20 protein-coding genes and 1 pseudogene are annotated in these 23,751 nt (G+C 48.0%); 7 read left to right on the forward strand and 14 right to left on the reverse strand.

Going from position 1 to position 23,751, the window contains the following annotated elements:
• Positions 1-115 precede the first annotated feature (115 nt).
• The 14 genes and pseudogenes from FC47_RS06265 to dnaA form a co-directional block, all read right to left on the reverse strand.
• Positions 116-427 (reverse strand): hypothetical protein, encoded by a 312-nt coding sequence (locus FC47_RS06265; RefSeq protein ID WP_056968418.1) that lies wholly within the window; start codon positions 425-427, stop codon positions 116-118.
• A 17-nt stretch (positions 428-444) separates the two neighbouring features.
• The gene (locus FC47_RS06270; RefSeq protein ID WP_056968419.1) at positions 445-1,644 is read right to left on the reverse strand and encodes an MDR family MFS transporter; all 1,200 of its coding nucleotides are present in this window, start codon (positions 1,642-1,644) and stop codon (positions 445-447) included.
• Positions 1,645-1,748: 104 nt separating this feature from the next.
• On the reverse strand, positions 1,749-3,149 hold the full coding sequence (gene dnaB, locus FC47_RS06275) for a replicative DNA helicase (protein WP_006500884.1): 1,401 nt from the start codon (positions 3,147-3,149) through the stop codon (positions 1,749-1,751).
• Between the two features lie 18 nt (positions 3,150-3,167).
• Entirely contained in the window at positions 3,168-3,620 is a 453-nt protein-coding gene (rplI, locus tag FC47_RS06280; RefSeq protein WP_006500883.1) for a 50S ribosomal protein L9, read from the reverse strand.
• Between the two features lie 3 nt (positions 3,621-3,623).
• On the reverse strand, positions 3,624-5,654 hold the full coding sequence (locus FC47_RS06285) for a DHH family phosphoesterase (protein WP_056968420.1): 2,031 nt from the start codon (positions 5,652-5,654) through the stop codon (positions 3,624-3,626).
• 147 nt (positions 5,655-5,801) lie between these two features.
• Positions 5,802-6,038 carry a 30S ribosomal protein S18 gene (gene rpsR / locus FC47_RS06290; protein ID WP_006500881.1) on the reverse strand — a complete coding sequence of 79 codons (237 nt, stop codon included), beginning with the start codon at positions 6,036-6,038 and terminating at the stop codon, positions 5,802-5,804.
• 139 nt (positions 6,039-6,177) lie between these two features.
• A pseudogene (ssb, locus tag FC47_RS10440) lies at positions 6,178-6,819 on the reverse strand (single-stranded DNA-binding protein); the annotation flags it as partial.
• Between the two features lie 50 nt (positions 6,820-6,869).
• On the reverse strand, positions 6,870-7,166 hold the full coding sequence (gene rpsF / locus FC47_RS06300) for a 30S ribosomal protein S6 (protein WP_048345664.1): 297 nt from the start codon (positions 7,164-7,166) through the stop codon (positions 6,870-6,872).
• Between the two features lie 205 nt (positions 7,167-7,371).
• On the reverse strand, positions 7,372-9,879 hold the full coding sequence (gene gyrA, locus FC47_RS06305) for a DNA gyrase subunit A (protein WP_056968421.1): 2,508 nt from the start codon (positions 9,877-9,879) through the stop codon (positions 7,372-7,374).
• A 22-nt stretch (positions 9,880-9,901) separates the two neighbouring features.
• The gene (gyrB, locus tag FC47_RS06310; RefSeq protein WP_056968422.1) at positions 9,902-11,854 is read right to left on the reverse strand and encodes a DNA topoisomerase (ATP-hydrolyzing) subunit B; all 1,953 of its coding nucleotides are present in this window, start codon (positions 11,852-11,854) and stop codon (positions 9,902-9,904) included.
• Positions 11,851-12,975, reverse strand: a complete 1,125-nt coding sequence (gene recF, locus FC47_RS06315) for a DNA replication/repair protein RecF (protein ID WP_056968423.1) — start codon at positions 12,973-12,975, stop codon at positions 11,851-11,853. The genes gyrB and recF overlap by 4 nt, the downstream gene beginning before the upstream one ends.
• A 3-nt stretch (positions 12,976-12,978) precedes the next feature.
• Entirely contained in the window at positions 12,979-13,203 is a 225-nt protein-coding gene (gene yaaA, locus FC47_RS06320; RefSeq protein WP_006500875.1) for a S4 domain-containing protein YaaA, read from the reverse strand.
• A 281-nt stretch (positions 13,204-13,484) separates the two neighbouring features.
• Positions 13,485-14,624 (reverse strand): DNA polymerase III subunit beta, encoded by a 1,140-nt coding sequence (gene dnaN, locus FC47_RS06325; RefSeq protein ID WP_006500874.1) that lies wholly within the window; start codon positions 14,622-14,624, stop codon positions 13,485-13,487.
• A gap of 163 nt (positions 14,625-14,787) precedes the next feature.
• A complete protein-coding gene (gene dnaA / locus FC47_RS06330; RefSeq protein ID WP_006500873.1) occupies positions 14,788-16,098 on the reverse strand; it encodes a chromosomal replication initiator protein DnaA in 1,311 nt (436 codons plus the stop codon).
• A 506-nt stretch (positions 16,099-16,604) separates the two neighbouring features.
• On the opposite strand from dnaA, the gene rpmH reads away from it, so the two are divergent.
• The 7 genes from rpmH (at position 16,605) to FC47_RS06365 (ending at position 23,734) form a co-directional block, all read left to right on the forward strand.
• Complete coding sequence (gene rpmH, locus FC47_RS06335; protein WP_003665227.1) at positions 16,605-16,739, forward strand: 50S ribosomal protein L34; 135 nt, start codon at positions 16,605-16,607, stop codon at positions 16,737-16,739.
• A gap of 116 nt (positions 16,740-16,855) precedes the next feature.
• A complete protein-coding gene (gene rnpA, locus FC47_RS06340; protein ID WP_006500872.1) occupies positions 16,856-17,200 on the forward strand; it encodes a ribonuclease P protein component in 345 nt (114 codons plus the stop codon).
• A gap of 14 nt (positions 17,201-17,214) precedes the next feature.
• Positions 17,215-18,048 carry a YidC/Oxa1 family membrane protein insertase gene (locus FC47_RS06345; protein WP_039946161.1) on the forward strand — a complete coding sequence of 278 codons (834 nt, stop codon included), beginning with the start codon at positions 17,215-17,217 and terminating at the stop codon, positions 18,046-18,048.
• 64 nt (positions 18,049-18,112) lie between these two features.
• The gene (gene jag / locus FC47_RS06350; protein ID WP_056968424.1) at positions 18,113-18,919 is read left to right on the forward strand and encodes an RNA-binding cell elongation regulator Jag/EloR; all 807 of its coding nucleotides are present in this window, start codon (positions 18,113-18,115) and stop codon (positions 18,917-18,919) included.
• A gap of 153 nt (positions 18,920-19,072) precedes the next feature.
• Positions 19,073-20,464, forward strand: coding sequence for a tRNA uridine-5-carboxymethylaminomethyl(34) synthesis GTPase MnmE (gene mnmE, locus FC47_RS06355; protein ID WP_056968425.1), 1,392 nt, complete (start codon positions 19,073-19,075; stop codon positions 20,462-20,464).
• A gap of 11 nt (positions 20,465-20,475) precedes the next feature.
• Entirely contained in the window at positions 20,476-22,398 is a 1,923-nt protein-coding gene (mnmG, locus tag FC47_RS06360; RefSeq protein ID WP_056968426.1) for a tRNA uridine-5-carboxymethylaminomethyl(34) synthesis enzyme MnmG, read from the forward strand.
• A 109-nt stretch (positions 22,399-22,507) separates the two neighbouring features.
• Complete coding sequence (locus FC47_RS06365; RefSeq protein ID WP_006500867.1) at positions 22,508-23,734, forward strand: carboxylate--amine ligase; 1,227 nt, start codon at positions 22,508-22,510, stop codon at positions 23,732-23,734.
• Positions 23,735-23,751 lie beyond the last annotated feature (17 nt).

The following is a 23,751-nucleotide window of genomic DNA, read 5'->3' on the forward strand; positions in this document are numbered from 1 at the left end:
TTCGATCCCCTGACTGCCCATCATGTCGCCATCGGCTGTTAGTCGGTGGCTTTTTTGTTACCCAAATCCACCCATCAAAAAAAGATCGCGTTTTAGGTGACGCGATCTTTTTTGTTTAATCTGCTAAATCTGCTGTGGTCGGAACAACCTTGGCATGTTTAAGCCGACTGATTTTATTTTCCTGGCCGGCGTTGACCTCAAACTCATCCACAAAGCCGCAGTTGGCGCAGGCCACTATGATCTGATAGCGCTGTGAATGATCCGGATTGGTTGCTTCCCAGTTGCGCTCGGCAATTACCAGCGGCTTTTGATGACACTTGCTGCAGGCGATCTTTAAACTACAATCTTCGCGAAAGGGATCACCAACCTTGCCAACCATTCCCCCACGATCCTCACCATAAACCTGATCAAAGTTATTGTAAAACATAATCTCACCTTGAATTATCAGAACTGTTCGGTAGCATGCTGGCGAGCCATTACCACTGCAATGACTACGGCCTCAACTACCAAAATCGAAACCGCACAAATAACAAATAATGGCCGATATGAAAATCTTTCAATGATCAAACCGCCAAACAACGGTCCAATTGCCTTGCCAGTCGAAGCAAAGGCGTTCAGCATTCCTTGATACTTTCCCTTATCGTCAACCGGCGACAAAAGGTTGATGATTGCGGGAATCGTCGGAAAGGCGGTTGCCTCGCCCAAAGTCAGAACAACCATTGCCAAAACAAACATCCCATAGCTTTTGGCAAACAGGAGCAGAACAAACGACAGACCGCACGTCAGAATACCAAAATAGACAAAATAATAGTCGTTGGTAATTTTTTTGGTCAGCCAGCTGATCACGGCCTGGAACAAAACGATCAAAATTCCATTGATCGTCCACAGCATACTGTACAGCGTCATTGAAATCCCCATATCCGTCATGTAAACCGACATGTTGCTTGACCATTGTCCATACATGATCCAGATGATGGCAAATGAGATAAAAAGCGTCCAGATGATCTGCGCGTTAGCAGCTGGTAGCTTGCCTTGGTGCGGGCCGAAATCGACATCGACCGTATGATGCTGCCGCGGCTTGATCGGCGTGATCTGGAAAAACATAACTACGACCAGCAGGAAAAAGGCATACATGACCACCGTAATGGCAAATAAAGGCGACACGCTGTTATGTGCCAATTGATAAAGCGGTCCGACAATCGTAGTTCCTAAAACCATGCCCAAGTTGTTGGCAAAATACAGCATGTTAAAGACGAAGCGGCCATCATGACTGCGGACACGGGTACCAAATGAGTTGACCATCGTAATGATCCAGCCATTAAAAAAGCCGATAATCGTCAGCATTACCGGATAGATCGGCCAGCCATTGCTAAAGATCAAGACCGCCATCGAAATCATCGCCAAAATCAGGCCGCCAATCATTAAATGACGCGGATTCTTTTGGTCAAACAGCAATCCTGCGATATAGCTGCCCACAACATTGGCGCCAGAATAAAAAAGCAATACGACCCCTGAAACGGTCAGCGATTGATGCAGCTGATCGTGAATATAGATCGTTGTCAACGGCCAGACAAAACTGTTGCCGATACTCCCCAAAAAAGATCCCAAAAGCAGCCACTGCAGTTTAAAGCCGGTTTTTTTCATTTATCTGCTCCTTTCCTTCTCAATAATCCTCTCTTAATTTTAGTGCGAATTTGCTGCAAGACAACAAACAAGCAGCTGCTGATCACTCAACTGCTGCTTGTCATTTAAGCCGGTTCGGTGTGTTGATAGTCAACCGCCGCGAACTTGTTATAGGCTTTGTTAAAGAGCAGCTTGACGGTTCCCCGCGGGCCGCTCCGGTTTTTTTCAATAATGATCTCGACTTCGCTAAGGCTTTGATCGGGATCATTAAAGGTTTTCTCTTCTTTTTCGTCATCATCATCGGCGCCTTCTCGTTCATAGTAGTCGGCTCGATACAAAAAGCTGACGATATCGGCATCCTGTTCGATCGATCCTGACTCACGAATATCAGAAAGCACCGGCCGCTTGTCCTGACGCTGCTCAACGCCACGCGAGAGCTGCGAAAGAGCAATTACCGGCACGCTGAGCTCCTTGGCAAGCTTCTTTAGCTGCCGCGAGATCTCAGAGACTTCCTGCTGCCGATTTTCCGGGTTGCTTCCTTCAATCAGTTGCAGATAGTCGATCACAATCAGACCCAGATTGCCGTTTTCCTTAGCCAGCCGCCGACACTTGGCGCGAATTTCCGGAACCTTGATGCCCGGCGTATCGTCAATGTAGATGTTGGCCTGCGCCAAGACACTTGAGGCAACCATAAAGTTGTTCCATTCATCCTGATTCAGCTGACCGGTTCTTAAATGATTGGCATTGATGTTTCCCTGTGCACAAAGCATCCGGTTGACCAGCGATTCAGCACCCATTTCCAGACTGAAGATCGCTACCGTTGCATCGGAGCTGGTTGCTACGTTTTGTGCGATGTTAAGCGCAAAAGCAGTCTTACCCATGGCTGGACGAGCAGCAATAATTACCAGCTCATCATCATGCAGCCCCGTTGTCATTTCATCCAATTGCGGATAACCAGTCGGCAAGCCCGTCACATCGCTTTCGTTTTTGGAAAGCTCATAGACATGATTGATCGAATCGTTTAAAACAGTATCAATGCGCTGAAAGCCGGCCCGATTGCTTGATTCAGAAACGCGCAGAATCGAGGTTTCGGCTTCATCCAACAGTTCATTGACGTTTTCTTGACCGTCATAGCTTTTTTGAACGATTTCCGTTGCCACATCAATCAGACGTCTGGCCGTTGCCTTATCGTGAACGATTTTGGCATAGTAGCCGACATTAGCCGCGGTTGGCACCGAGCCAGCCAGCTCCGCCAAATACTCAGTGCCGCCAATGTTATCTAATTGATGCTCGCTTTGCAGCTCAGACTGCATCGTCAAGACATCGATCGGCTTTTCCTGATCGTTAAGCTTAACCATCGCCGCAAAAACGATCTGATGCGCGCGCTGATAAAAGTCATTGGAGGAAACAAACTCCATTGCCTCTTCAATCGCGCCCTTTGACAAAAAGGCCGCACCCAAAACGGCTTTTTCCGCGGCCAGATCGCGCGGTGCGGTACGCGTTGAACTTAAACTGGCATTGTCCATTTATTGACGGCCTTTCATTTATTTAGCAGCCACATGCACGTCAATGGTTGCTTCAACGTCATGATGCAGTTTGATCGGCACGTGGACAAAGCCAGTTGCCTTGATTGGTGCCGGCAATTCGATCTTGCGCTTGTCGATCTTTAGGTTGAATTGATCCTCTAAAGCCTTGGCAATCTGCTTAGAAGAAACGGAGCCAAAGATGCGGCCATCAGTACCGGCTTTGGCACTCAGCTCAACTACCGTGTCTTCGCTTTCCAGTACTTCCTTTAACCGCTTGGCTTCAGCGAGTTCTTCAGCCTCATGCTTTTGAGCGGCCCGCTGCTGCCCCTTTAATTCGCTCATGGCAGCTTTGGTAGCTTCCTTGGCCAGGCCGCGCTTGATCAGGTAGTTTTGAGCGTAGCCATCTGGGACTTCTTTTAACTCACCGCGCTTGCCACGGCCACGTACGTCTTTAATAAAGATAACCTTCATAGTTTAGTACTCCTTTTCTGTTTCATCTTCTGACTGATCACCAGTCGTCAGCAGCCTGATCAGCTCAGCTTTTACCTCACTGACGGTTTTACCGGCAATCTGAGTTGCAGCATTAGCCAGATGACCGCCGCCGCCCATCTTCTCCATAATGATCTGAACGTTGATGTTGCCCATCGATCGAGCCGAGATCCCGACCTTATCGTTAGCACGCTTGGCAACAACGAATGAGGCATCGACCCCATCCATCTGCAATAAGGTGTCGGCTGCCTGCGCAACAATGACTGGATCATAGGTACGATCATCCTCACCGGCACATAACGCCATTTTATCATTATTCAAAAACTCAACGGTAGCAATCAAGTGATTTCTTTCCATAAAGCTATGGACGTTTTCTTTCATGAAATATTGAATCATCAGCCCATCTGCCCCCGCTGAGCGCAGATAGCTGGCAGCCTCGAACGTCCTGGTCCCAGCCTGCTGCGTAAACGATTTGGTATCAATTTGAATCCCCGTCAGCATGGCAGTGGCTTCCAGCTTATTTAGCGACTCGCTTTCCCGCGGCTGATACTCAAACATTTCCGTAATCAGTTCACAAGTCGAGCTGGCATAAGGTTCAATGTAGACTAAAAGCGGATTTTCAGGGAATTCCTCGCCGCGGCGGTGGTGATCGATAATGATCGTGCGGTCCGCCAAGCGCTCATAAAGCTGTGGCGAAATCGACATGCTTGGCTTGGAATGATCGACCATTACCAAAAGACTGCTGTCGGTTGCCTTATTGATTGCTTCATCTGGAGTAATGATCCGATCGCGAATGCTTTGATAGTCATTGATCTCCATCATCAAACGAGCAATATCGCTATGAACCTTCTCTTTGTCCAAAACGATCCAGCACTCGTGACCATTCATTTCAGCAATTCTTCTGATCCCCAGACAGGCCCCCAAAGAATCCATATCTGGGTTGGAATGCCCCATTACAAAGACTTGATCGGCCTGGGTCATCAATTCCTGCAGTGCCTGACTGATCATCCGAGCTCTGACGCGAGTACGCTTTTCCATTGGATTGGTACGGCCACCATAGAAACGGGCCCGGTGATCTTCTTCTCTGACCACGACCTGATCGCCACCACGACCCAGTGCCAGGTCAAGGTTGCGCTGCGCCATGTCGGCCAGTTTGATCAAATCACTTTGGCCATACGCGATCCCTACACTGAGCGTTACTGGCGAATTCTGCTTGGAGGTGTTTTCGCGAATAACGTCTAAAATCTTAAACTTCTGCTTTTCCAGTTCAACCAGCGATTGATAATGACCGATTACAAAATAGTTGTCTTCATTGATCACGCGCAGCAGCAGATGATTATCCTTTGCCCAGTGACTCAATTCCGAAGTAACGTAATTATGCAGGTTGGAGACGGCCGAATCGTTCATTCCTTGAGTCAGTTCAATGTAGTTGTCCAAATAGATATTTCCCAGGAAAATCTGCTCATGCTGATAACGCTCGCTGATCTGCTCATATTTGGTAACATCCAGCAGGTAACAGACATGATAACGGTCTTGCACTAAAAACTCAAATCGATGATCGCGCCACGAAACGACTGCTGGTCCTTTATCATGACGATGCTCATCAATCAATTTAGCCAATTCATCATCAGTCTGCGTCAATGGCTTGCCGACAACGTGCTCAAACTGAAAATAACGCGCCATATATGGATTGATCCAGCTGACGATGCCACGATGGTTCAGCATCACCATTCCAATTGGCATCTCTAAAAGCGCCTCTTGCTGGCCTCGTTGAACCTGATATGTCAGATTATTGATATATTCTTCAGTGTCAACTACCAGACGACGCAGCTGATGAGCACTGATCCAGATCCCCACAAAGGCAATTGCCAATAATACCGTTCCTAGAATCCAGCTGGTTTTAAAAGCCAGCATCAGACAGACAATCGTCATCAAAGCCAGATAGCAGAAATTCCAGCGAACTGCGTGATTCTTAATTAAAAAATTCCAATTGTTATGTCGAAAGAAATTACCCATATTTTTCTCCTATAACGACAATCTAGATATTCCTATCTTATCACAATCGGTTCGGCAACTCACCGTTCACGTTTTTCACCATTGTTTGAATAAAGGCAAAAAAAAACATGATGACACTGGCCATCATGTTTTAAATTATCAGCTGAATTAGTCTTCAGCAACGAATGGCAGCAAACCCATGATCCGTGCACGCTTGATAGCGACCGTCAGACGACGTTGGTTCTTGGCGCTGGTACCCGTTACTCGACGTGGCAAAATCTTGCCCCGTTCAGAGATGAAACGCTTCAGCAAATCAGTGTCTTTGTAGTCAATGTATTCAATGTGGTTAGCGGCGATAAAGTCGACCTTGCGACGACGACGACCGCCACGACGTTGTTGAGCCATGAAATTACCCTCCTTAAATCATGTATTTGGTTTTAAATTAAAATGGCAAATCATCTTCAGCCGTGCTGTCAGCAGACTTAGTGTCATTTGACTTTGGTGCTGCACTGGCATTCGTTGAATCAGCGGCAGGCTGGCCATTGGTTGGCAGAACGCTGTCGTTTAGATCAAACGTAGCGGCATCATTGTTTGATGGCGCAGCTGGCTGAGAATCTTCATTGCCGAATGGGAAATCATTGTGGACTGGTGTTTCTTGACCAGGCATTGGTGCATTTTCAAAGGGATTGTTGAATCCGCCTTGATTGCCAAATGATGAATTTCCCATTGGTTGAGAAGCACGACCGTTGTCAAAGCCTTGCTGATAGCCACCGCCATTATACTGTGACTGATTGTTGTTCCAGTTGCCTTGACCATTGCCAAAGTTTGACTGAGAACGACCGCCACTGTATGGCTGACCGCCATTGCGACGCGGTTCCAGCAATGCAAAGTTATCAACCTGTACTTCCGTTACGTAGACGCGCTGGCCTTGATTGTTTTCGTAGCTGCGTGTCCGTAAAGAACCGTCAATTCCTACCAAGGCACCTTTGTGGGTGAAGTTGGCAAAATTTTCGGCTGGCTTTCGCCAGATAACACAGTTGATAAAGTCGGCATCACGCTCACCTTGAGCATTCCGAAACTGACGATCAACGGCCAGCGTGAAGGAGGCCACTGATGTGCCGCCTTGAGTGTAGCGCAATTCAGCATCTCTTGTCAGACGACCGGTTAATACGACGCGATTAAGCATGGACCTCGTACTCCTCTCTAAAACTTATTCAATTTGGATTGCAACGCGACTTAGGCTTCGCGCTTAACAATCATGTGACGCAGAATGTCGTCACTGAACTTAGCCAGACGGTCAAATTCGTTCAGAGCTTCGTCACTGTCAGCAGTCAGGTTGACTACGTGGTAAGTACCTTCAGTGTACTTAGCGATTGGGTAGGCAAACCGACGCGTTGACCAATCCTTTGAATCGATGATGTTGGCACCATTGTCCGCCAGAATCTTGTCGAAGCGAGCTACCAGTTCGCTCTTAGCAGATTCTTCGATGTCTGGACGAATGATGTAAGTAATTTCATATTTGCGTGTTTCCATGAATGTTACACCTCCTTATGGACTCTGGCTCTTATTTTTAAGATTAATAAGAGCAAGGAGAGCAGACGTCTTTACGTATACTCACAGACAAAGATATTAGCATAAATAAAAATCAATTACAAGCGATTCAATCATCTAATCAAAAAAGCTGAATTGCGGCCCTCTGATTAAACTATATGCCGTAATTCAGCTTTTGCATTTTATCTTAGTTGTTTTCTGTTTCAGATGCTGCGGAATCTTCTTCAGCAGGTAAAGCATCATCTTGATCCGTCTGATCTTCCTTGGCCACTTTAGCCATCGTAGCTACCTTGGAATCATCATCCATTCGAATCAGGTGCACTCCCACGGCGGCACGACCAGTCTGTGAAACGGTCTCGATGCCAAAACGAATGATCACGCCTTTATCGGTTACCAGCATGATGTCCTCATCGCCCTTGACCGTCGTCAAACCAGCCAATGGACCATTCTTTGCCGTTACGTTGACGGTCTTGATTCCTTTACCGCCACGACCCTTAATTGGGTATTCAGCAGCTGGCGTCTGCTTACCAAAGCCATTCTCGCTGATTACGAAAACATTGCTGTCCGAATCAAGCGGTGCGGCGCCGATAACACAGTCGCCTTCCCGCAGCTTGGCTCCCCGTACACCGGCAGCCGAGCGACCCATCGAACGAACGTCTTCAGCATTGAAGCTGACTGCATAGCCAAGCCGCGTCCCCAAGATCATGTTCTGCTGACCATCAATAATGTTGACGTGAATCAGCTCATCGCCATCATGCAGCTGGATTGCCTTCAGACCATTGCTGCGAATATTACGGAAGTCATCAACTGGCGTCTTCTTGACCGTCCCCTGCTTAGTAACAAAGAACAGGAACTTGTCGGTATCATCGGCAGCGTTCGAAACGTTGATCACCGCGGTAATCTTTTCGTGATTGTCGATGCCAAGCAGGTTGATGATTGGAATTCCCTGAGCTGAACGGCCATACTCTGGAACCTCGTAGCCCTTCATAGAGAAGACCTTGCCTGAATTGGTAAAGAACAGCAGAATATCATGCGTGGAACTGGAGATCAGATGCTCGATAAAGTCATCTTTGTGTACGCCCATTCCTTTAACGCCGCGACCACCACGATTTTGCGACTTGAATTCGTCAACCGGCAGCCGCTTGATGTAGCCATTATGAGTCAGCGTGACGACGATATCTTCTTCTTCGATCAGATCCTCGTCTTCAATATCGGTAATATCGCCGACCTGCAGCTCAGTCCGACGTGGATCGCCAAACTTGCGCTGAATCTCTAACAGTTCATCGTAAATGATCTGATTGATGCGTTCTTCATGCGCCAAGATGTCTTGGTAGTCGGCAATTGCCTCGGTAAGCTTTTGATGCTCGTTTTCGATCTTTTCGCGTTCAAGTCCGGTCAGCCGCACCAGCCGCATGTCCAAAATCGCCTGAGCCTGACGATCATCCAGCGTATAGCGGTCAATCAGCTGCTCCTTGGCAATCTCGCTGGTCTGTGCCTCGCGAATGATTTTAATGATCTCGTCAATATGATCAAGGGCAATCAAAAGTCCCTGCACGATATGATCGCGACTCTGCGCTTTTTTCAGGTCAAATTCCGTCCGCCGCCGAACCACGTTGATCTGATGTTCAAGGTAGTGCTGCAGAATCTGCTTGAGGCTTAAGACTTTCGGCGCTCCGTTGACGATGGCCAGCATATTGAAATTGAAAGTCGTCTGCATCAGCGTCATCTTGTACAGATTGTTTAAGATGACCTCAGCACTGGCATCACGCCGAACGTCAATCACGATCCGCATCCCTTCACGGTCGGTTTCGTCATTGATATCGGTAATCCCCTCGATTTCTTTTTCACGAGCCAATTCGGCAATTCGCTCAATCAAGCGTGCCTTGTTGACCATGTAAGGAATCTCATGAACGACGATACGCTGACGACCATTCTTGGCCTCTTCAATGTCAACCTTGGCGCGGACAATAATCGTTCCACGTCCCGTTTCATAGGCCTTACGGATTCCAGACTTGCCCATGACTACGCCGCCTGTTGGAAAATCAGGTCCCGGCAGCACCTTCATCAACTCTTCAGTCGTAGCATCCGGATTCTGCATCAGCAGATGAATGGCGTCAATTACCTCGCCTAAGTTATGCGTGGGAATATTGGTTGCCATCCCGACAGCAATCCCAGAGGCACCATTGACCAAAAGATTAGGGAACCGAGCCGGCAAAACGGTTGGCTCCTTTTCGCTGCCATCATAGTTGTCTTGAAAGTCAACCGTATTCTTATTGATGTCACGCAGCATCTCAACGGCAATCTTGCTCATTCTGGCCTCGGTATAACGCATGGCGGCTGCCCCGTCGCCATCAACCGAGCCAAAGTTACCATGGCCGTCAACCAGCATGTAGCGATAGCTGAAGTCCTGCGCCATCCGCACTAAGCCTTCATAGATCGAGGAATCGCCATGGGGGTGAAACTTACCCATAACGTCACCAACGATACGTGCGGATTTTTTATATGGCTTGTCTGGCGTCACGCCCAGTTCATTCATCCCATAAAGGATTCGCCGCTGAACTGGTTTCAGCCCATCTCTAACGTCTGGAAGGGCCCGGGCAACGATGACGCTCATTGCATAATCCAAAAATGAATTTTTCATCAATCCAGTCAGATTGACATCGGTAATGCGCCCTGGCATATCTTGATCTGCCACGTTTTTTCCTCCTTAGCTGATTTTACAGGTCCAAGTTCTCGACAAACTTGGCATTTTCTTCAATAAACTCGCGCCGCGGACCGACTTTAGTTCCCATCAGCATTGGGAAGATCTTTTCCGCTTCAGCAGCGTCATCCAGGTCAACTCGCAGCAGATGGCGTTTTTCTGGATCCATCGTCGTTTCCCAGAGCTGTTCAGCATCCATTTCACCCAGCCCTTTGTAGCGTTGAATTACTGGCTTAGGGCTTGGCTGCAGCGTGTTCAAGACGTTTTGCAGCTCTTCGTCTGATTCGACGTACTTGACGAATTTGCCCTGCCGAACTTGATACAGTGGCGGCTGTGCAATATAGACATAGCCATTGGTGATCATTGGCTTCATATAGCGATAGAAAAGCGTCAGAAGCAGCGTCCGAATGTGCGCACCGTCCACATCGGCATCGGTCATGATGATCAGCTTGTGGTAGTTAGCCTTGGTAATGTCAAAATCACCGCCAAAACCAGTCCCTAGAGCAGTAAACAGCGAACGAATCTCATCATTGGCCAGAATGCGGTCCATCCCAGCTTTTTCAACGTTGAGGATCTTACCACGAATTGGCAGAATCGCCTGCGTCAAGCGGGAACGGCCCTGCTTGGCACTACCACCGGCCGAGTCACCCTCGACGATGAACAATTCTGAAATTTCTGGATCCTTGCTGGTGTTGTCGGCTAATTTCCCGGGTAATCTTGAAATTTCCAAGCCGCTCTTCTTACGCGTAACTTCACGAGCCCGTTTGGCGGCTACCCGCGCTTTGGAAGCCAGCATTCCCTTTTCAACGATCTTGTGCGCTGTGTCCGGATTTTCCATCAAAAAGCGCGCAAACATCTCGCTGAAGATGTGGTCGGTTGCCGTCCGTGCATCCGAGTTGCCCAACTTGGTCTTGGTCTGTCCTTCAAACTGTGGATCAGGGTGCTTGATTGAAACGACTGCCGTCAATCCTTCACGCACATCATCACCGGAAAGCGTCGTATTCCCCTTCAGCTGACCGCTCTTTCGGCCATAGTCATTGATAACGCGCGTCAAAGCGGTTTTAAAGCCGGTTTCGTGCGTTCCGCCTTCATAAGTGTGAATGTTGTTGGTAAAAGTCATCAGCGTGCTGCGGTATCCCGTCGTATACTGCAGGGAAACCTCAACCGTGATGCCCTTATCCTCGCCTTCCACATAGATTGGCGGATCAAACAGGACTTCTTGGCCTTCATTTAAGAATTCAACGTAGTGCCGAATCCCGCCTTCATAATGGAACTCTTGCCGGGTTGGCTTTTCTTCTCGCTTGTCCTCAATCGTGATCTTTAGGCCCTTGTTCAAAAAAGATAATTCACGAATTCGATCCGTCAGCGTCTTGATGTTGTAGACCGTCGTTTCACGGAAGATTTCTGGATCTGGCTTAAAGTGAACCCGGGTGCCGTGCTTTAATTCCGAGACGCCTTCTTTAACGACTTTCATCGGCGTCTTAACGTGGCCATGGTCAAAGTCCATATAGTATTCCTTGCCTTGCCGCGTTACGTAGACATCCAGCTCGGTTGACAGCGCGTTGACGACTGAGGCCCCAACCCCGTGCAGACCACCAGAAACCTTGTAGCCGCCGCTGCCAAATTTACCACCGGCATGCAGAACGGTAAAGACCGTTTCCAGTGCCGGTTTGCCGGTTTCTTTTTGAATATCGATCGGGATCCCCCGTCCGTTGTCGGTTACCGTAATGCTGTTGTCTGGTTCAACAACGACATTGATCTCATCACAAAAACCGGCCAAGGCTTCGTCAATACCATTGTCGACGATTTCCCAGACCAGGTGATGCAGCCCTTGAGCACTGGTGGAGCCAATGTACATCCCAGGGCGCTTCCGGACTGCTTCCAGCCCTTTTAAGACTTGAATCTGGCTGGCATCGTACTCACTGGCCAGTTCCGCTTTCTTTTCTGCTTCAAGTTCTTTATCGCTCACTTTTTATCCTCCTTGTCAATCGTTCCATGGGCAATCTGAAAAATCGTTGGGCGATTGATCAATTGTCGTGCTACGCCGCTTAAGCTGGTCGTTGTCAAAAACGTCTGAACCTTATCCTGAATGGCAGTCAGCAGATGGGTCTGGCGATCATCATCAAGTTCGGACAAGACGTCATCCAGCAGCAGCAATGGGTACTCGCCGGTCTGTTCATTCATCAGATCGATTTCTGCCAGCTTGACCGCTAATGCCGTTGTCCGCTGCTGTCCTTGGGAGCCAAAGCGATGCACGTCTTGATCGTTAACCAAAAAACGAATATCGTCGCGCTGTGGTCCATAAAGCGTCGTCCCCAGCTTGATCTCTTGCGACTGATGCTCGTGATACAGCTTCTGCAGCTGCTCGGCAATTTCATTTTCAGCCGTTTCTTCATCAATCATAACCTGGGAAATATATTTCAGCTTTAAGACTTCTTTTTGTTGGGAAATATGCTCATGCAGCTGAGCCGACCATGTCTCTAACCGCTTAAGCAGCTTAAAGCGCATTGCCGTTACTGCCGCGCCGCTTTCTGCCAGCTGATCGGACAAGACCTCCAACAATACCTGATCGACCTGGCTGCCATACTTCAACTGTTTCAAATATTCATTGCGCTGCTTTAAAAGACCTCTAAACTGACTGATAGCATACAGATAGCGGCTGCTCATCTGACTGAACTCCGTATCCATAAACTGACGCCGTTCCTGAGGGGCTCCTTTAACCAGTGCCAGGTCTTCTGGAGCAAATAAGACTACGTTTAGATTGCCGATATAAGTCGACAGCCGCGATTGGAAAAGATGATTAACCTTGACTCGTTTGCCACGCGTACCCAACAGCACTTCCAACGGTATCCGTCCCGTCTGCTTGATAACCGTGCCCTTAACCATGGCTTCTTTAGCCTGCCAGTTGATCAGCTCACGATCGTTAGCGGTTCGGTGGCTGCGCGTCATTGCCAAGACATAGATGGCCTCCAGCAGATTGGTCTTGCCTTGGGCGTTTTCCCCAATAAAGACATTGATGCCTGGGGAAAACTCAACTTGACGGTCCTCATAATTTCTAAAATTCCGCAGCTCGATTTCCGAAAGATACATTGATTATTCAGCTACGATCTCAACGTTTTCAATACCGCTGATCTCGATTTGATCGCCAACCCGCAGCTTGCGACCCCGACGAGCCTCTGATTCGCCGTTGACTTTGACTTCATGTTCACGCAAAAACCACTTGGCAGCTCCTCCAGTGGGAATAATGCCTTCTTCTTTCAGCAGCTGGCCAAGCGTAATGAATTCACTGCTGATTGCGACTTTTTTTGAATTTTGCATACTTTTCACCTACTTTATGCTTGCTGTTCTATTATAGCTTTTATAAGACGCAAAAACAAATTAAAGGGCATTTTTAGGCCGTATCAGCAAATCTTATCCCAATTAATCATTTTTATCTAAAACAGGTTATCTTTGCTCAGAAGGCAAATTTCAGTGATTTAAGCGCTATCTTAAACTAGTGAATGATTTATCCACCAAATTCCGCTAATTTAATCACTTTTCCACAATAAAAAAGCATCCACTGTGGATAAGTGGATGCTTTTTCAACAGTTTTATTTGAATCAGTAAGTCCGAACCGGTGTAATCAGCTGAACAAAATTGGCTTTTTCTTCAGTTGGTACCAGGGTAAATGGCCGCAGCGCCGTCGTAAATGAAATCAGAATCTTGGTTTGACCAAATGACTTTAAGGCATCACGCATATAGTCAGGGTTGAACGAGATTTCCAAGGGGTTGCCTACGATCTGGTCAGCATTGATTTCTTCTTCAACGTTACCAACATCAGCTGACGTGCCTGAAACCGTCGCAATCTTGTTTTCTGGGTTGACGCTCAGCTTAACGACATTATTGCGACTTTCGTGAGACAGCAGCGATGCCCGTTCGATCGAAGCCAACAGATCGCTGGCCGTGATCTCCAAACGTGTATCGGATGATTCTGGAATCAAGCGGCTGGTTTCTGGATAGTTGCCTTCCAGCAAGCGCGAGTAAAAATGCGTATTGCCAAAAATAAACAGGGCTTGATTTTCGGTAATCTGCATCTTAACGCCATCTTTTTCATCGGCAATCATTTTAGCCAGTTCCGTCATTGAGGCCCCTGGCAAAACGATGTCAAAATCACGATCAGCCGTTTCTGGCAACTCAACCTTGCGTTGTGCCAAACGGTGACTGTCGGTAGCCACTGCCGTTAAGATCCCATTATTTAAAGTTACGTGAATCCCAGTCAAAATTGGCCGACTTTCTTGTTTAGAAACGGCAATCCGTGTCTGGTCAATAACTTCACGCAGCATGTCAGAAGCCAGTTCAACCGTATTTTCACTTTCGACTTCTGGCAGGTGTGGATAATTGTTGGCATCCTGACCGTTGATCGTAAATTCAGCCGTCCCTGAGGTAATCCGCACCTGCAGACCATTAAAGACCTCAATCGTTGCCTGCTTGTCTGGCAGCTTTTTGATCACTTCATTAAAGAAACGAGCCGGCAAAACGATTGCCCCCGGTTCTTCAATTGACAGGCCATAGCTGCTGTCACTGGCATCCAGAGTTGATTCGATCGTAATGTCAGCATCACTGCCAGTCAAAATGACGCTATGATCAGTTACAACCATTTTCAGACCAGTCAGAATTGGAATCGTGGTTTTAGATGAGATTGCTCTTAAGACGTTGTTAAGCTGATTAATGAATGCTGGGCGATTAATGGTGAATTTCATAAATGAATCTCTCCTTGTTGCTTTATATATATTATATAAGTTTAGTAGTAGTAATAGGACCTGTGGATAATGTGGAAAAATGGCCTGGACCCAATAGCTATAAGTTTTCATAACTGTGGAAAAGCTGTGGATATCTTGGGGATAACTTTTTAGTTTTCCACAATCAAGGCTGCAGCTCCATTCTAAGGTTGCGGATGTCGTCTTGTAAATTATCATCCTCGGCCAGCTGTTTTTCAATCTTATCGATGGCATGGAGAACCGTGGTATGATCCTTGCCGCCAAATTCCTTGCCAATCTTAGGCAGTGAGCTTTCGGTCAGCTCTCGGGCAAGATACATGGCAATCTGGCGCGGAAAGACGATTTGCTTGACGCGTTTTTTTCCCACGATATCAGACTGGCGGATATTATAATAAGCCGCAACCTTTTTTTGAATCAAGTCAATCGAGATTACCGCCTCATCGGCAGATTCCATTCCCTTGAGCGTTTCATTGGCCAGTTCAATCGTGATGGGCGCGTGATGAAGCTGGGCGGCTACGCGAACTCTCAGCAGCGCGCTTTCCAACTCACGGACGTTGGTGTCAACCTTGCTGGCAATAAAGCTTAAAACGTCATTGGGAACGTTGATCTGCTCTTCTTCGGCCTTGCTGCGCAAAATGGCGGTCCGTGTTTCTAGATCTGGCGAGGTAATCTCGACTGGAACTCCCCAGACAAAGCGTGAGACCAGCCGATCAGTCAAATCGGGGATCTGCTTGGGATTTCGGTCAGCGGTCAAAACGATCTGCTTGTTGTTGTCATGCAGTGAATTGAAAGTATTGAAAAATTCCAGCTGGGTGCCTTCCTTATTGGAAAAGAACTGGACATCATCGACCAACAAAGCGTCCAGGTCACGATACTCGCGCCGGAACTGTTCTTGGTTGTTGTTTTTAATCGAATTGATGTAGTCATTGGTGAAGGTTTCGCTGGTAACGTATTTGATTTTGGCGTTGGGATTATGCCGCAGCATGTTGTTGGCAATGGCCTGCATCAAATGAGTCTTGCCAAGGCCGACACCGCCATAGATCAAGAGTGGATTATAAAGTCCGCCAGGCTGTTCAGAGGCAGCATAGGCGGAAGCATAGGCCATCTGATTGCTGCGACCTTCAACGAAAGCTTCAAATGTATATTCTGGATTTAAGGGTGTCTGTTTGGTCATGATTCCACCGGCTGGCGAAGATGGAGTCATGAGCTCTCTCTCAAGCGTGTAACGTGGCTCAATGTGAACCAGGGTTTCGTTGAACAGCAGGTCCTTGAGCTTAGCCGTCATCTCGTTTTGCCAAAAGTCCCGGTGAGATTTGGTTGGCAGCTCAATGGTCAGCTGATTGTTTTCGAGAGAAATTGCTTTGGCTGGTGCAATCAGGTTGTTGTAGGTTACGCTGCCAGTGGTCTTGCGAAACTCTTTTTGAACCGATTCCCAGAGCGAGTTTAGCTCAATCAAGTAAATTCCTCCTCATGCTAATTAAAAATCCAAAGAATATTTTAGCATTGTCTGGTAGTTTTCCACAAGGCTGTGTAAAAACTATTAACAAAATCCACAGACATGTTGATAAGTTTTCCACAAGGCTGTGGATTTGTGGAAAAAAGAAAGGAAAAATTAAGTTAATCACCGGCAATTTGTGGATAACTTTAGCGGACTAAAAGCGAAATAATCATGTTTTCATAATTATCCACAGAGCTGTTGATAACTTTTTCCACAACCTGTGGGGAACTCTTTTTGCTTTGGATAACTTTGTGGATAAATAAAAAAGTCCCCAGTTTTATTTAGGTACTTGTGGAAAAAACTGGGGATAACTGGCCGCTTTTGAGCAGTAAAAAACGCTAAAATAACGCAAGATAATCATTTATTCTTGGCGTAGGATGTGTTATACTTCAAAAGTATGTTTGAAGAGATTGTCTTTTTGGACTGTAAATAAAATAATAAATACAAGCGAGGAGGTGCACTCAATGAAGCGCACATTTCAACCAAAGAAGCGTCACCGCGCACGCGTTCACGGCTTCCGCAAGCGTATGAGCACGAGCAACGGCCGTAAGGTATTGGCTCGTCGTCGTCAAAAGGGCCGCAAAGTATTATCTGCATAAAATCGGCCACTATTTAATTAGTGGCTTTTTTTCTAAAAGGGGCCGGGGCATTCATCCACTGCATTACGTGCGGTTGTGCCTCAGTCCTTTTTGCATTTTTAAAGGTTGGAGCGAACATGCGAAAGTCATACCGAGTAAAAAAGGAAAGTGAATTTCAGCGGGTCTTTGAAACTCATGATTCCGTAGCCAATCGAAAATTTATCATCTATCAAATGCAAAAACCAGGTCAGAAGCATTTTCGGGTCGGCATCTCAGTCGGCAAGAAAATCGGTAATGCCGTACACCGCAACTGGCTGAAGCGGCGGATCCGCCAAACGCTGCTGGAGGTTAAGCCGGCAATCAAGCCTGACGTTGACTTCCTGATTATTGCGCGGCCAGCTGCTGATGGCTTGGAAATGGCAGAAGTTAAAAAGAATCTGGTTCATGCACTGAAATTGGCCCATCTGTTAAAAGAAGATTAAGAGAGGATCGCACTTTGAGAAAAGGACACAAGAAAATCCTAAGCCTGGCGGGGATTATGAGTCTGGCAGTCTTTTTGGCTGCTTGTTCCAATTCACCAATTACCAGCCACAGTACCGGCTTTTGGGATCATTACATCATCTATAACTGCTCACGGTTCATAATCTGGCTGTCCAACAATTTTGGCGGCTATGGAATGGGGATCATCATCTTTACGATTATCGTGCGGATTATCATTCTGCCATTGATGGTGTACCAGACCAAGATGTCGGTCAAGATGCAGGAATTAACGCCGCAGCTTAAGGAGATTCAAAAGAAGTATCCTGGACGCGATCGTGAATCACTGGAAAAGATGCAGGCAGCTCAACAAAAGCTTTATAAGGATGCTGGCGTGCACCCGTTTGCCTCGATGCTGCCGCTGCTGGTTCAGCTGCCAGTTATGTGGGCATTGTATCAAGCCATCTGGCGGACGCATGTTTTGCGCAGTGGGAGCTTCTTATGGCTGCAGCTGGGTCACAATGATCCATACTACGTGCTGCCGATTTTGGCGGCCCTGTTTACGTTTATCAGTTCCTGGCTGTCGATGGCCTCAATGCCGGAACAAAATGCCATGACCAGATCAATGACCTGGTTTATGCCAATCATGGTCTTTTTCATGGCATTGGGCTTTAGTTCGGCAATTACGCTTTACTGGGTAGTATCCAACGCTTTCCAGGTTCTGCAGGTACTGATCTTCCAAAATCCGTTCAAGATTCGTCGCGAACGTGAAGAAAAACAGGCTGCTGAACGTCGTCACCGCAACAAGATTGCCAAGGCTAAGCGCAAGGCCTACCGTAGCAAGCGGAAATAATTGAGCAACGAGGGCGGCTTGACCGCTCTTTTTTGATAATGATTAATGATTGAGGGGGAGCTTTATGGAAACTTTTGAGGCGCAGACAATTGATGAAGCAATCGCAGCCGCATCAGCTGCCTTTAAAGCCGATCGTGATCAATTAGACATTCAGGTTCTAGAGCAGCCGCGGCACGGCTTTCTTGGGTTTGGCCGTCGGAACGCCAAAATTCAGGCTAAATTAAAACGGCCGGTGCAGCCGCAAAAGCCAATCGAAAAAAAGCCGGCCGCTAAGTCCCGGCCAGCTAAAAAAACGGTCGTGGTCAAAACCGCCAAGCCGACAGACAAAAAACAAAACGTCAAGCCGGCAGCCGATGATTCAAATGAGCCAGATGCCTTGGAAATGGAGCGTCGTCATCAAGCCAACGTGCAGAAGATGAATCAAGCGGCCCAGGCACTTTGCGGCTATCTGAAAGACGTGCTGGCAGCGCTTGGGGTAACGGCCAAGCCTAAAATCGTCAAACTGCGGACTCATGAATTGGTCATTGATCTGCAGGCCAATAATTCGGGACGAGTCATCGGCTTTCATGGGCGACGGATCAATGCCTTGGAACAGCTAGGAACGGCCTTTTTAAGCTATCATGACGTCGATGATCCAGGGCTGATCCTGGATACGTCGAATTACCGTCAGAAACGGCAGCAGTCATTGGAAAAACTGGCTGCTCGCTGCGTCACCGAGGTAATTGCTACCGGGCAGGCCGTCTTCTTGGACCCAATGCCGGCTCGCGAACGCAAATATCTGCACCACGTCTTGGAAGACAATCCGCGGGTCAAGACCTATTCACATGGTCGCGATCCGTATCGCAGCGTCGTGGTAGCACCAAAGAATTAATTGATTGACAACCAAACGCTGAAAAACTAAAATAGCGATGTTAATTGAATTTACCGTTAGTTAGAGTAGTGAAAGTGCTTTGACCATGTTGATCCCAAAGTGGGGAGAGCGTGGACTCGGCACTTTTTTTATTGCGGCGGAAAGGAGCAGAAAATGGCAAATTCAGAATTTGATACAATTGCAGCCATCTCGACCCCAGTTGGCGAAGGGGGCATCTCAATCATTCGAATCAGCGGCGAGGAGGCCGTTGCCGTTGCCAAAAAGCTGTACCACGGCAGCAAGGATCTGGCAAAGGTGGCAACCAATACCATTAACTATGGGCATATCGTTGATCCCGACAGTGGTGCGGAAGTTGATGAGGTCATGGTTTCAATCATGCGGGCACCTCATACCTACACCAGAGAAGACGTTGTTGAAATCAACTGCCATGGCGGACTGCTGGCTACCAATCGGATTCTGCAGCTGACGCTTAGTCATGGGGCGCGACTGGCTGAACCGGGCGAGTTTACCAAACGGGCCTTTTTAAACGGTCGGCTGGATCTTTCACAGTCTGAGGCCGTGATGGATCTGATCCGCGCCAAAACCGACAAATCAATGAAGGTGGCTCTAAATCAGCTGGACGGCGATCTGTCTCGCTTGATCAAGGCTCTGCGCAAGGATATTCTGGATGTCTTGGCGCAGGTTGAGGTCAACATTGACTACCCAGAATATGACGCGGTTGAAGAAATGACGACCAAGATGCTGAAAGAAAAAGCCCAAGAGGTTCAGCAGCGTATTCAGGCACTTTTAAAAACCGCCAAACAGGGCAAGGTATTAAGAGATGGTCTGGCAACGGCAATCATTGGGCGGCCAAACGTCGGCAAGTCCAGCCTGCTCAACACGCTTCTGCATGAGGACAAGGCAATCGTAACCAACGTGGCCGGAACCACGCGTGACGTGATTGAGGAATACGTCAACGTAGAAGGCGTGCCCTTAAAGCTGATTGACACGGCTGGGATTCGCCATACTGAGGATACGGTCGAGAAAATCGGCGTTGAGCGCAGTCGCCAGGCAATCGATACGGCTGACCTGGTACTGCTCTTGATTGACAGCTCCAATGCATTGACTGATGAGGATCGAGAACTGATTAAGCTGACGGCTGGCAAGCCACGCATCGTCATCTTAAACAAAACCGACCTGCCGAACCGAATCGATCTAAACGAACTGCGTCAGCTGACGGCCGGCGATCGCGTCATCAAGACCTCGATCGTTGAGCATGAAGGAATGGAAGAATTAGGCCGTACGATCAGCCATATGTTCTTTGATGAAGGAATCGAAAGCTCGCAAAATACCGTTATGGTTACCAACGCCCGGCACATTGGACTGCTTCATCAAGCCAATGACGCCTTGAATGACGTTTTGAGCGGGATTGCAGCTGGAATGCCGGTCGACTTGGTCCAGATCGACATGACGCGGTGCTGGGAGCTGTTGGGCGAGATTACCGGCGACAGCTATCAAGACGAATTGTTGGATCAATTGTTCAGTCAGTTCTGTCTAGGAAAGTAAAGGAGAGAAAAATGCAGATTTCACAAGGTAAGCCGTTTGATGCCGGCAGCTTTGACGTAATCATCGTTGGAGCTGGTCATGCGGGATCAGAAGCGGCATTGGCGGCAGCACGCATGGGCAACAAGACGCTGCTTTTGACGATCAGTCTGGAAATGGTTGCCTTTATGCCATGCAATCCATCAGTGGGGGGACCGGCTAAGGGAATCGTAGTTCGCGAGATTGATGCCTTAGGCGGTGAAATGGGCCGTAATATCGACAAGACCTATGTTCAGATGCGGATGCTCAACACGGGGAAAGGTCCAGCCGTCCGTGCGTTGCGGGCTCAGGCTGACAAGCACGCCTATCACCGAGCCATGAAGCAGACGATGGAAGAAACGCCTAATCTGACGCTGCGGCAGGCTACCGTTGATCAGCTGGTGGTTGAAGATGGCGTCTGCAAAGGAGTCATTACCAATACCGGGGCCCGCTATTTTGCCAAGGCCGTGGTATTGGCAACGGGAACCGCGGCCCGCGGCAAGATCATCATTGGCGAGCTGATGTATGAATCTGGTCCAAACAATACGCAGTCAGCCACTAAGCTGTCTGAGAATCTGGAAGAGCTGGGCTTTGACCTGCAGCGGTTTAAGACCGGAACGCCACCACGCATCAACGGCAATACGATCGACTATTCGGTTACCGAGGAGCAGCCAGGTGACGAAAAACCGCATCATTTCAGTTTTGATACGCCGGACAGTCAATATATCGCAGTCACTGATCAGATTTCCTGCTGGCTGACCTACACCAACCCAACCACGCATCAGATCATTCGCGACAACCTTGACCGGGCGCCAATGTTTACCGGGGTGATTGAAGGGGTTGGTCCGCGCTACTGTCCTTCAATTGAAGACAAGATCGTGCGGTTTGCCGATAAGGATCGCCACCAGGTCTTCTTGGAACCAGAAGGCCGCGATACTGACGAATGGTACGTGGACGGTATGTCGACCTCGATGCCTGAAGAAATTCAAGAAAAGATGCTGCATTCCGTAAAAGGACTGGAAAATGCCAAGCTGATGCGGCCAGGCTATGCAATCGAGTATGACGTGGTTGCGCCATATCAGCTGCATCCAACTCTGGAAACCAAGCTGATCAAGAATCTGTTTACGGCTGGTCAGACCAACGGCACGTCGGGTTATGAAGAGGCAGCTGGTCAAGGGCTGATTGCGGGCATCAATGCCGGGCTGCGTGCTCAAGGCAAGGGGCCGTTCGTGCTGAAGCGCTCTGATGCTTACATTGGCGTAATGATCGATGATTTGGTAACCAAGGGAACCAAGGAACCATATCGGCTGTTGACCAGTCGTGCCGAATACCGGCTGATCCTGCGTCATGACAATGCCGACCTGCGCTTGATGGAAAAAGGCCACGCAATCGGTCTGGTTTCTGATGAGCGCCTGGCAAGAATGGAACATAAAAAGGCCTTGGTTGAAGCTGAGATTGCTCGACTCAAGAAGATTCGCATCAAGCCAACCAATGAGGCAGCCAACAATCTGATTGAGGCTCACGGCGACAATCCTTTGAAAGATGCCATCGCGGCTGCCGATTTCTTAAAACGGCCATATGTTGACTACCAGACGCTGATGAACCTGATTCCTGATCCAGATGAACCGCTCAGTCGAGAAGTAATCGAACAGGTTGAGATTCAATTGAAGTACGAGGGCTACATTAAAAAAGAAGAGGTCAAGGTTGAACGGCTGAAGCGCATGGAAGCCAAGAAGATCCCGGCTGACCTGGACTATTCGGCAATTGATGGACTGGCTACTGAAGGCCGTCAGAAGCTGGAGAAGATTCGGCCTGAAACTTTGGCGCAGGCATCGCGGATCAGTGGGGTCAATCCAGCTGACCTGGCGATTTTGAGCGTTTATCTGCGTCAAGGACGTTTAGCTAAGCTTAAGGATTAGAGAATATCTTGAAGGTGCCTTGGGTTTGGATTATCATTAAGGTTTCAGAGGGCGTTTTTTATAATCGCCGTTGACAGTATCACTAGGAAAATATGAGGATGATTTTAAAGTGAATGATCAAATTGATTTCCAGCCAATTCTGCTGGGAACGGACTTTAACTGCTATGGCATGGCACGTTCTTTTTATGAAGCCTATGGAATCAAAAGCATTGCCTATGGAGTTACGCACATGGCGCCAACTCGCTACACCAAGCTGGCTGATGTGCATGTAATTGAAGGCTTTAACGAAGATCCAGGCTTTATCAAATCAATGCGTGAGATTGCCAAGAACTTAAAGCCGGATAAAAAATACCTGCTGCTGTCCTGTGGGGATGGCTACACGGAACTGATCGCCAAGCACTTAGACGAGCTGAAGCAATGGTTTGTCTGCCCATATGTTGACTATGACATGTTCCAAAAACTGGGGACCAAAGAAACTTTTTACGCTGCTGCGGAAAAGTATGGCCTGCCTTATCCAAAGACCAAGCTGATTGAAGCGGCTGAATTTACGAAGCCAAAAGAAATTGAGCTGCCATTTGATTTTCCGATTGCCTTGAAGCCTTCCGACAGTATCGCCTGGCTGGACATTCATTTTGCTGATCGTAAAAAGGCCTATGTCTTGGACACGCGGGCTCAGTTTGATAAGCTGCTGCCTGAAATTGCTCAAGCCGGCTATACCGGAAAGCTGATCGCCCAGGACTTCATTCCCGGCGATGATTCCAACATGCGCGTGGTAAATGCCTATGTTGGTCAAGATCACAAGGTACGCATGATCTGCCTTGGTCATCCCCTACTGGAAGATCCATCGCCAGTGGCAGTCGGCAACTATATGGTGATCATTCCAGAAAAGAACATGGAAATCTACCAAACGATTCAAAAGTTCTTGGAAGAAATCAATTACGTCGGGTTTGCGGATTTTGACATGAAGTACGACCGGCGCGATGGCAAATTCAAGATTTTTGAGATCAATCTGCGTCAGGGCCGCAGCAGCTACTACTGCACTTTAAACGGCTACAATCTGGCTAAGTATGTGGTTGATGATGCCATCTACCATCGTCCATATGACCATACCGATTATGCAGACGGTAACAAGCTGTGGCTGAGCGTTCCTAAGAAAGTCTTCTACAAGTACGCTAAGGAAGGCCCAGATAAGGAGCGTGCCAAGCAGATGCTTGAATCAGGCAACTGGGGTACGACGGCCTTTGACAAGCATGATACGCTCAAGCAGCGGCTGCTGATGCACTACGCCTTTTCGTTAATGCCTAAGAAGTACAAGGAATACTTCGTGCAGCGCTAATTTAGTCAAGAACATAG

It is taken from the genome of Limosilactobacillus mucosae DSM 13345, from assembly GCF_001436025.1.
Lineage (GTDB): Bacteria > Bacillota > Bacilli > Lactobacillales > Lactobacillaceae > Limosilactobacillus > Limosilactobacillus mucosae.

What these genes read in the sequence shown, in the direction of transcription:
- rpmH (WP_003665227.1), top strand. Translation starts at nt 16,605, where the DNA reads ATGAAGCGCACATTTCAACCAAAGAAGCGTCACCGCGCACGCGTTCAC.
- jag (WP_056968424.1), top strand. Translation starts at nt 18,113, where the DNA reads ATGGAAACTTTTGAGGCGCAGACAATTGATGAAGCAATCGCAGCCGCA.
- mnmG (WP_056968426.1), top strand. Translation starts at nt 20,476, where the DNA reads ATGCAGATTTCACAAGGTAAGCCGTTTGATGCCGGCAGCTTTGACGTA.
- dnaN (WP_006500874.1), bottom strand. Translation starts at nt 14,624, where the DNA reads ATGAAATTCACCATTAATCGCCCAGCATTCATTAATCAGCTTAACAAC.
- FC47_RS06270 (WP_056968419.1), bottom strand. Translation starts at nt 1,644, where the DNA reads ATGAAAAAAACCGGCTTTAAACTGCAGTGGCTGCTTTTGGGATCTTTT.
- mnmE (WP_056968425.1), top strand. Translation starts at nt 19,073, where the DNA reads ATGGCAAATTCAGAATTTGATACAATTGCAGCCATCTCGACCCCAGTT.
- yaaA (WP_006500875.1), bottom strand. Translation starts at nt 13,203, where the DNA reads ATGCAAAATTCAAAAAAAGTCGCAATCAGCAGTGAATTCATTACGCTT.
- rpsR (WP_006500881.1), bottom strand. Translation starts at nt 6,038, where the DNA reads ATGGCTCAACAACGTCGTGGCGGTCGTCGTCGTCGCAAGGTCGACTTT.
- FC47_RS06285 (WP_056968420.1), bottom strand. Translation starts at nt 5,654, where the DNA reads ATGGGTAATTTCTTTCGACATAACAATTGGAATTTTTTAATTAAGAAT.
- rnpA (WP_006500872.1), top strand. Translation starts at nt 16,856, where the DNA reads ATGCGAAAGTCATACCGAGTAAAAAAGGAAAGTGAATTTCAGCGGGTC.
- recF (WP_056968423.1), bottom strand. Translation starts at nt 12,975, where the DNA reads ATGTATCTTTCGGAAATCGAGCTGCGGAATTTTAGAAATTATGAGGAC.
- dnaB (WP_006500884.1), bottom strand. Translation starts at nt 3,149, where the DNA reads ATGGACAATGCCAGTTTAAGTTCAACGCGTACCGCACCGCGCGATCTG.
- FC47_RS06265 (WP_056968418.1), bottom strand. Translation starts at nt 427, where the DNA reads ATGTTTTACAATAACTTTGATCAGGTTTATGGTGAGGATCGTGGGGGA.
- rplI (WP_006500883.1), bottom strand. Translation starts at nt 3,620, where the DNA reads ATGAAGGTTATCTTTATTAAAGACGTACGTGGCCGTGGCAAGCGCGGT.
- rpsF (WP_048345664.1), bottom strand. Translation starts at nt 7,166, where the DNA reads ATGGAAACACGCAAATATGAAATTACTTACATCATTCGTCCAGACATC.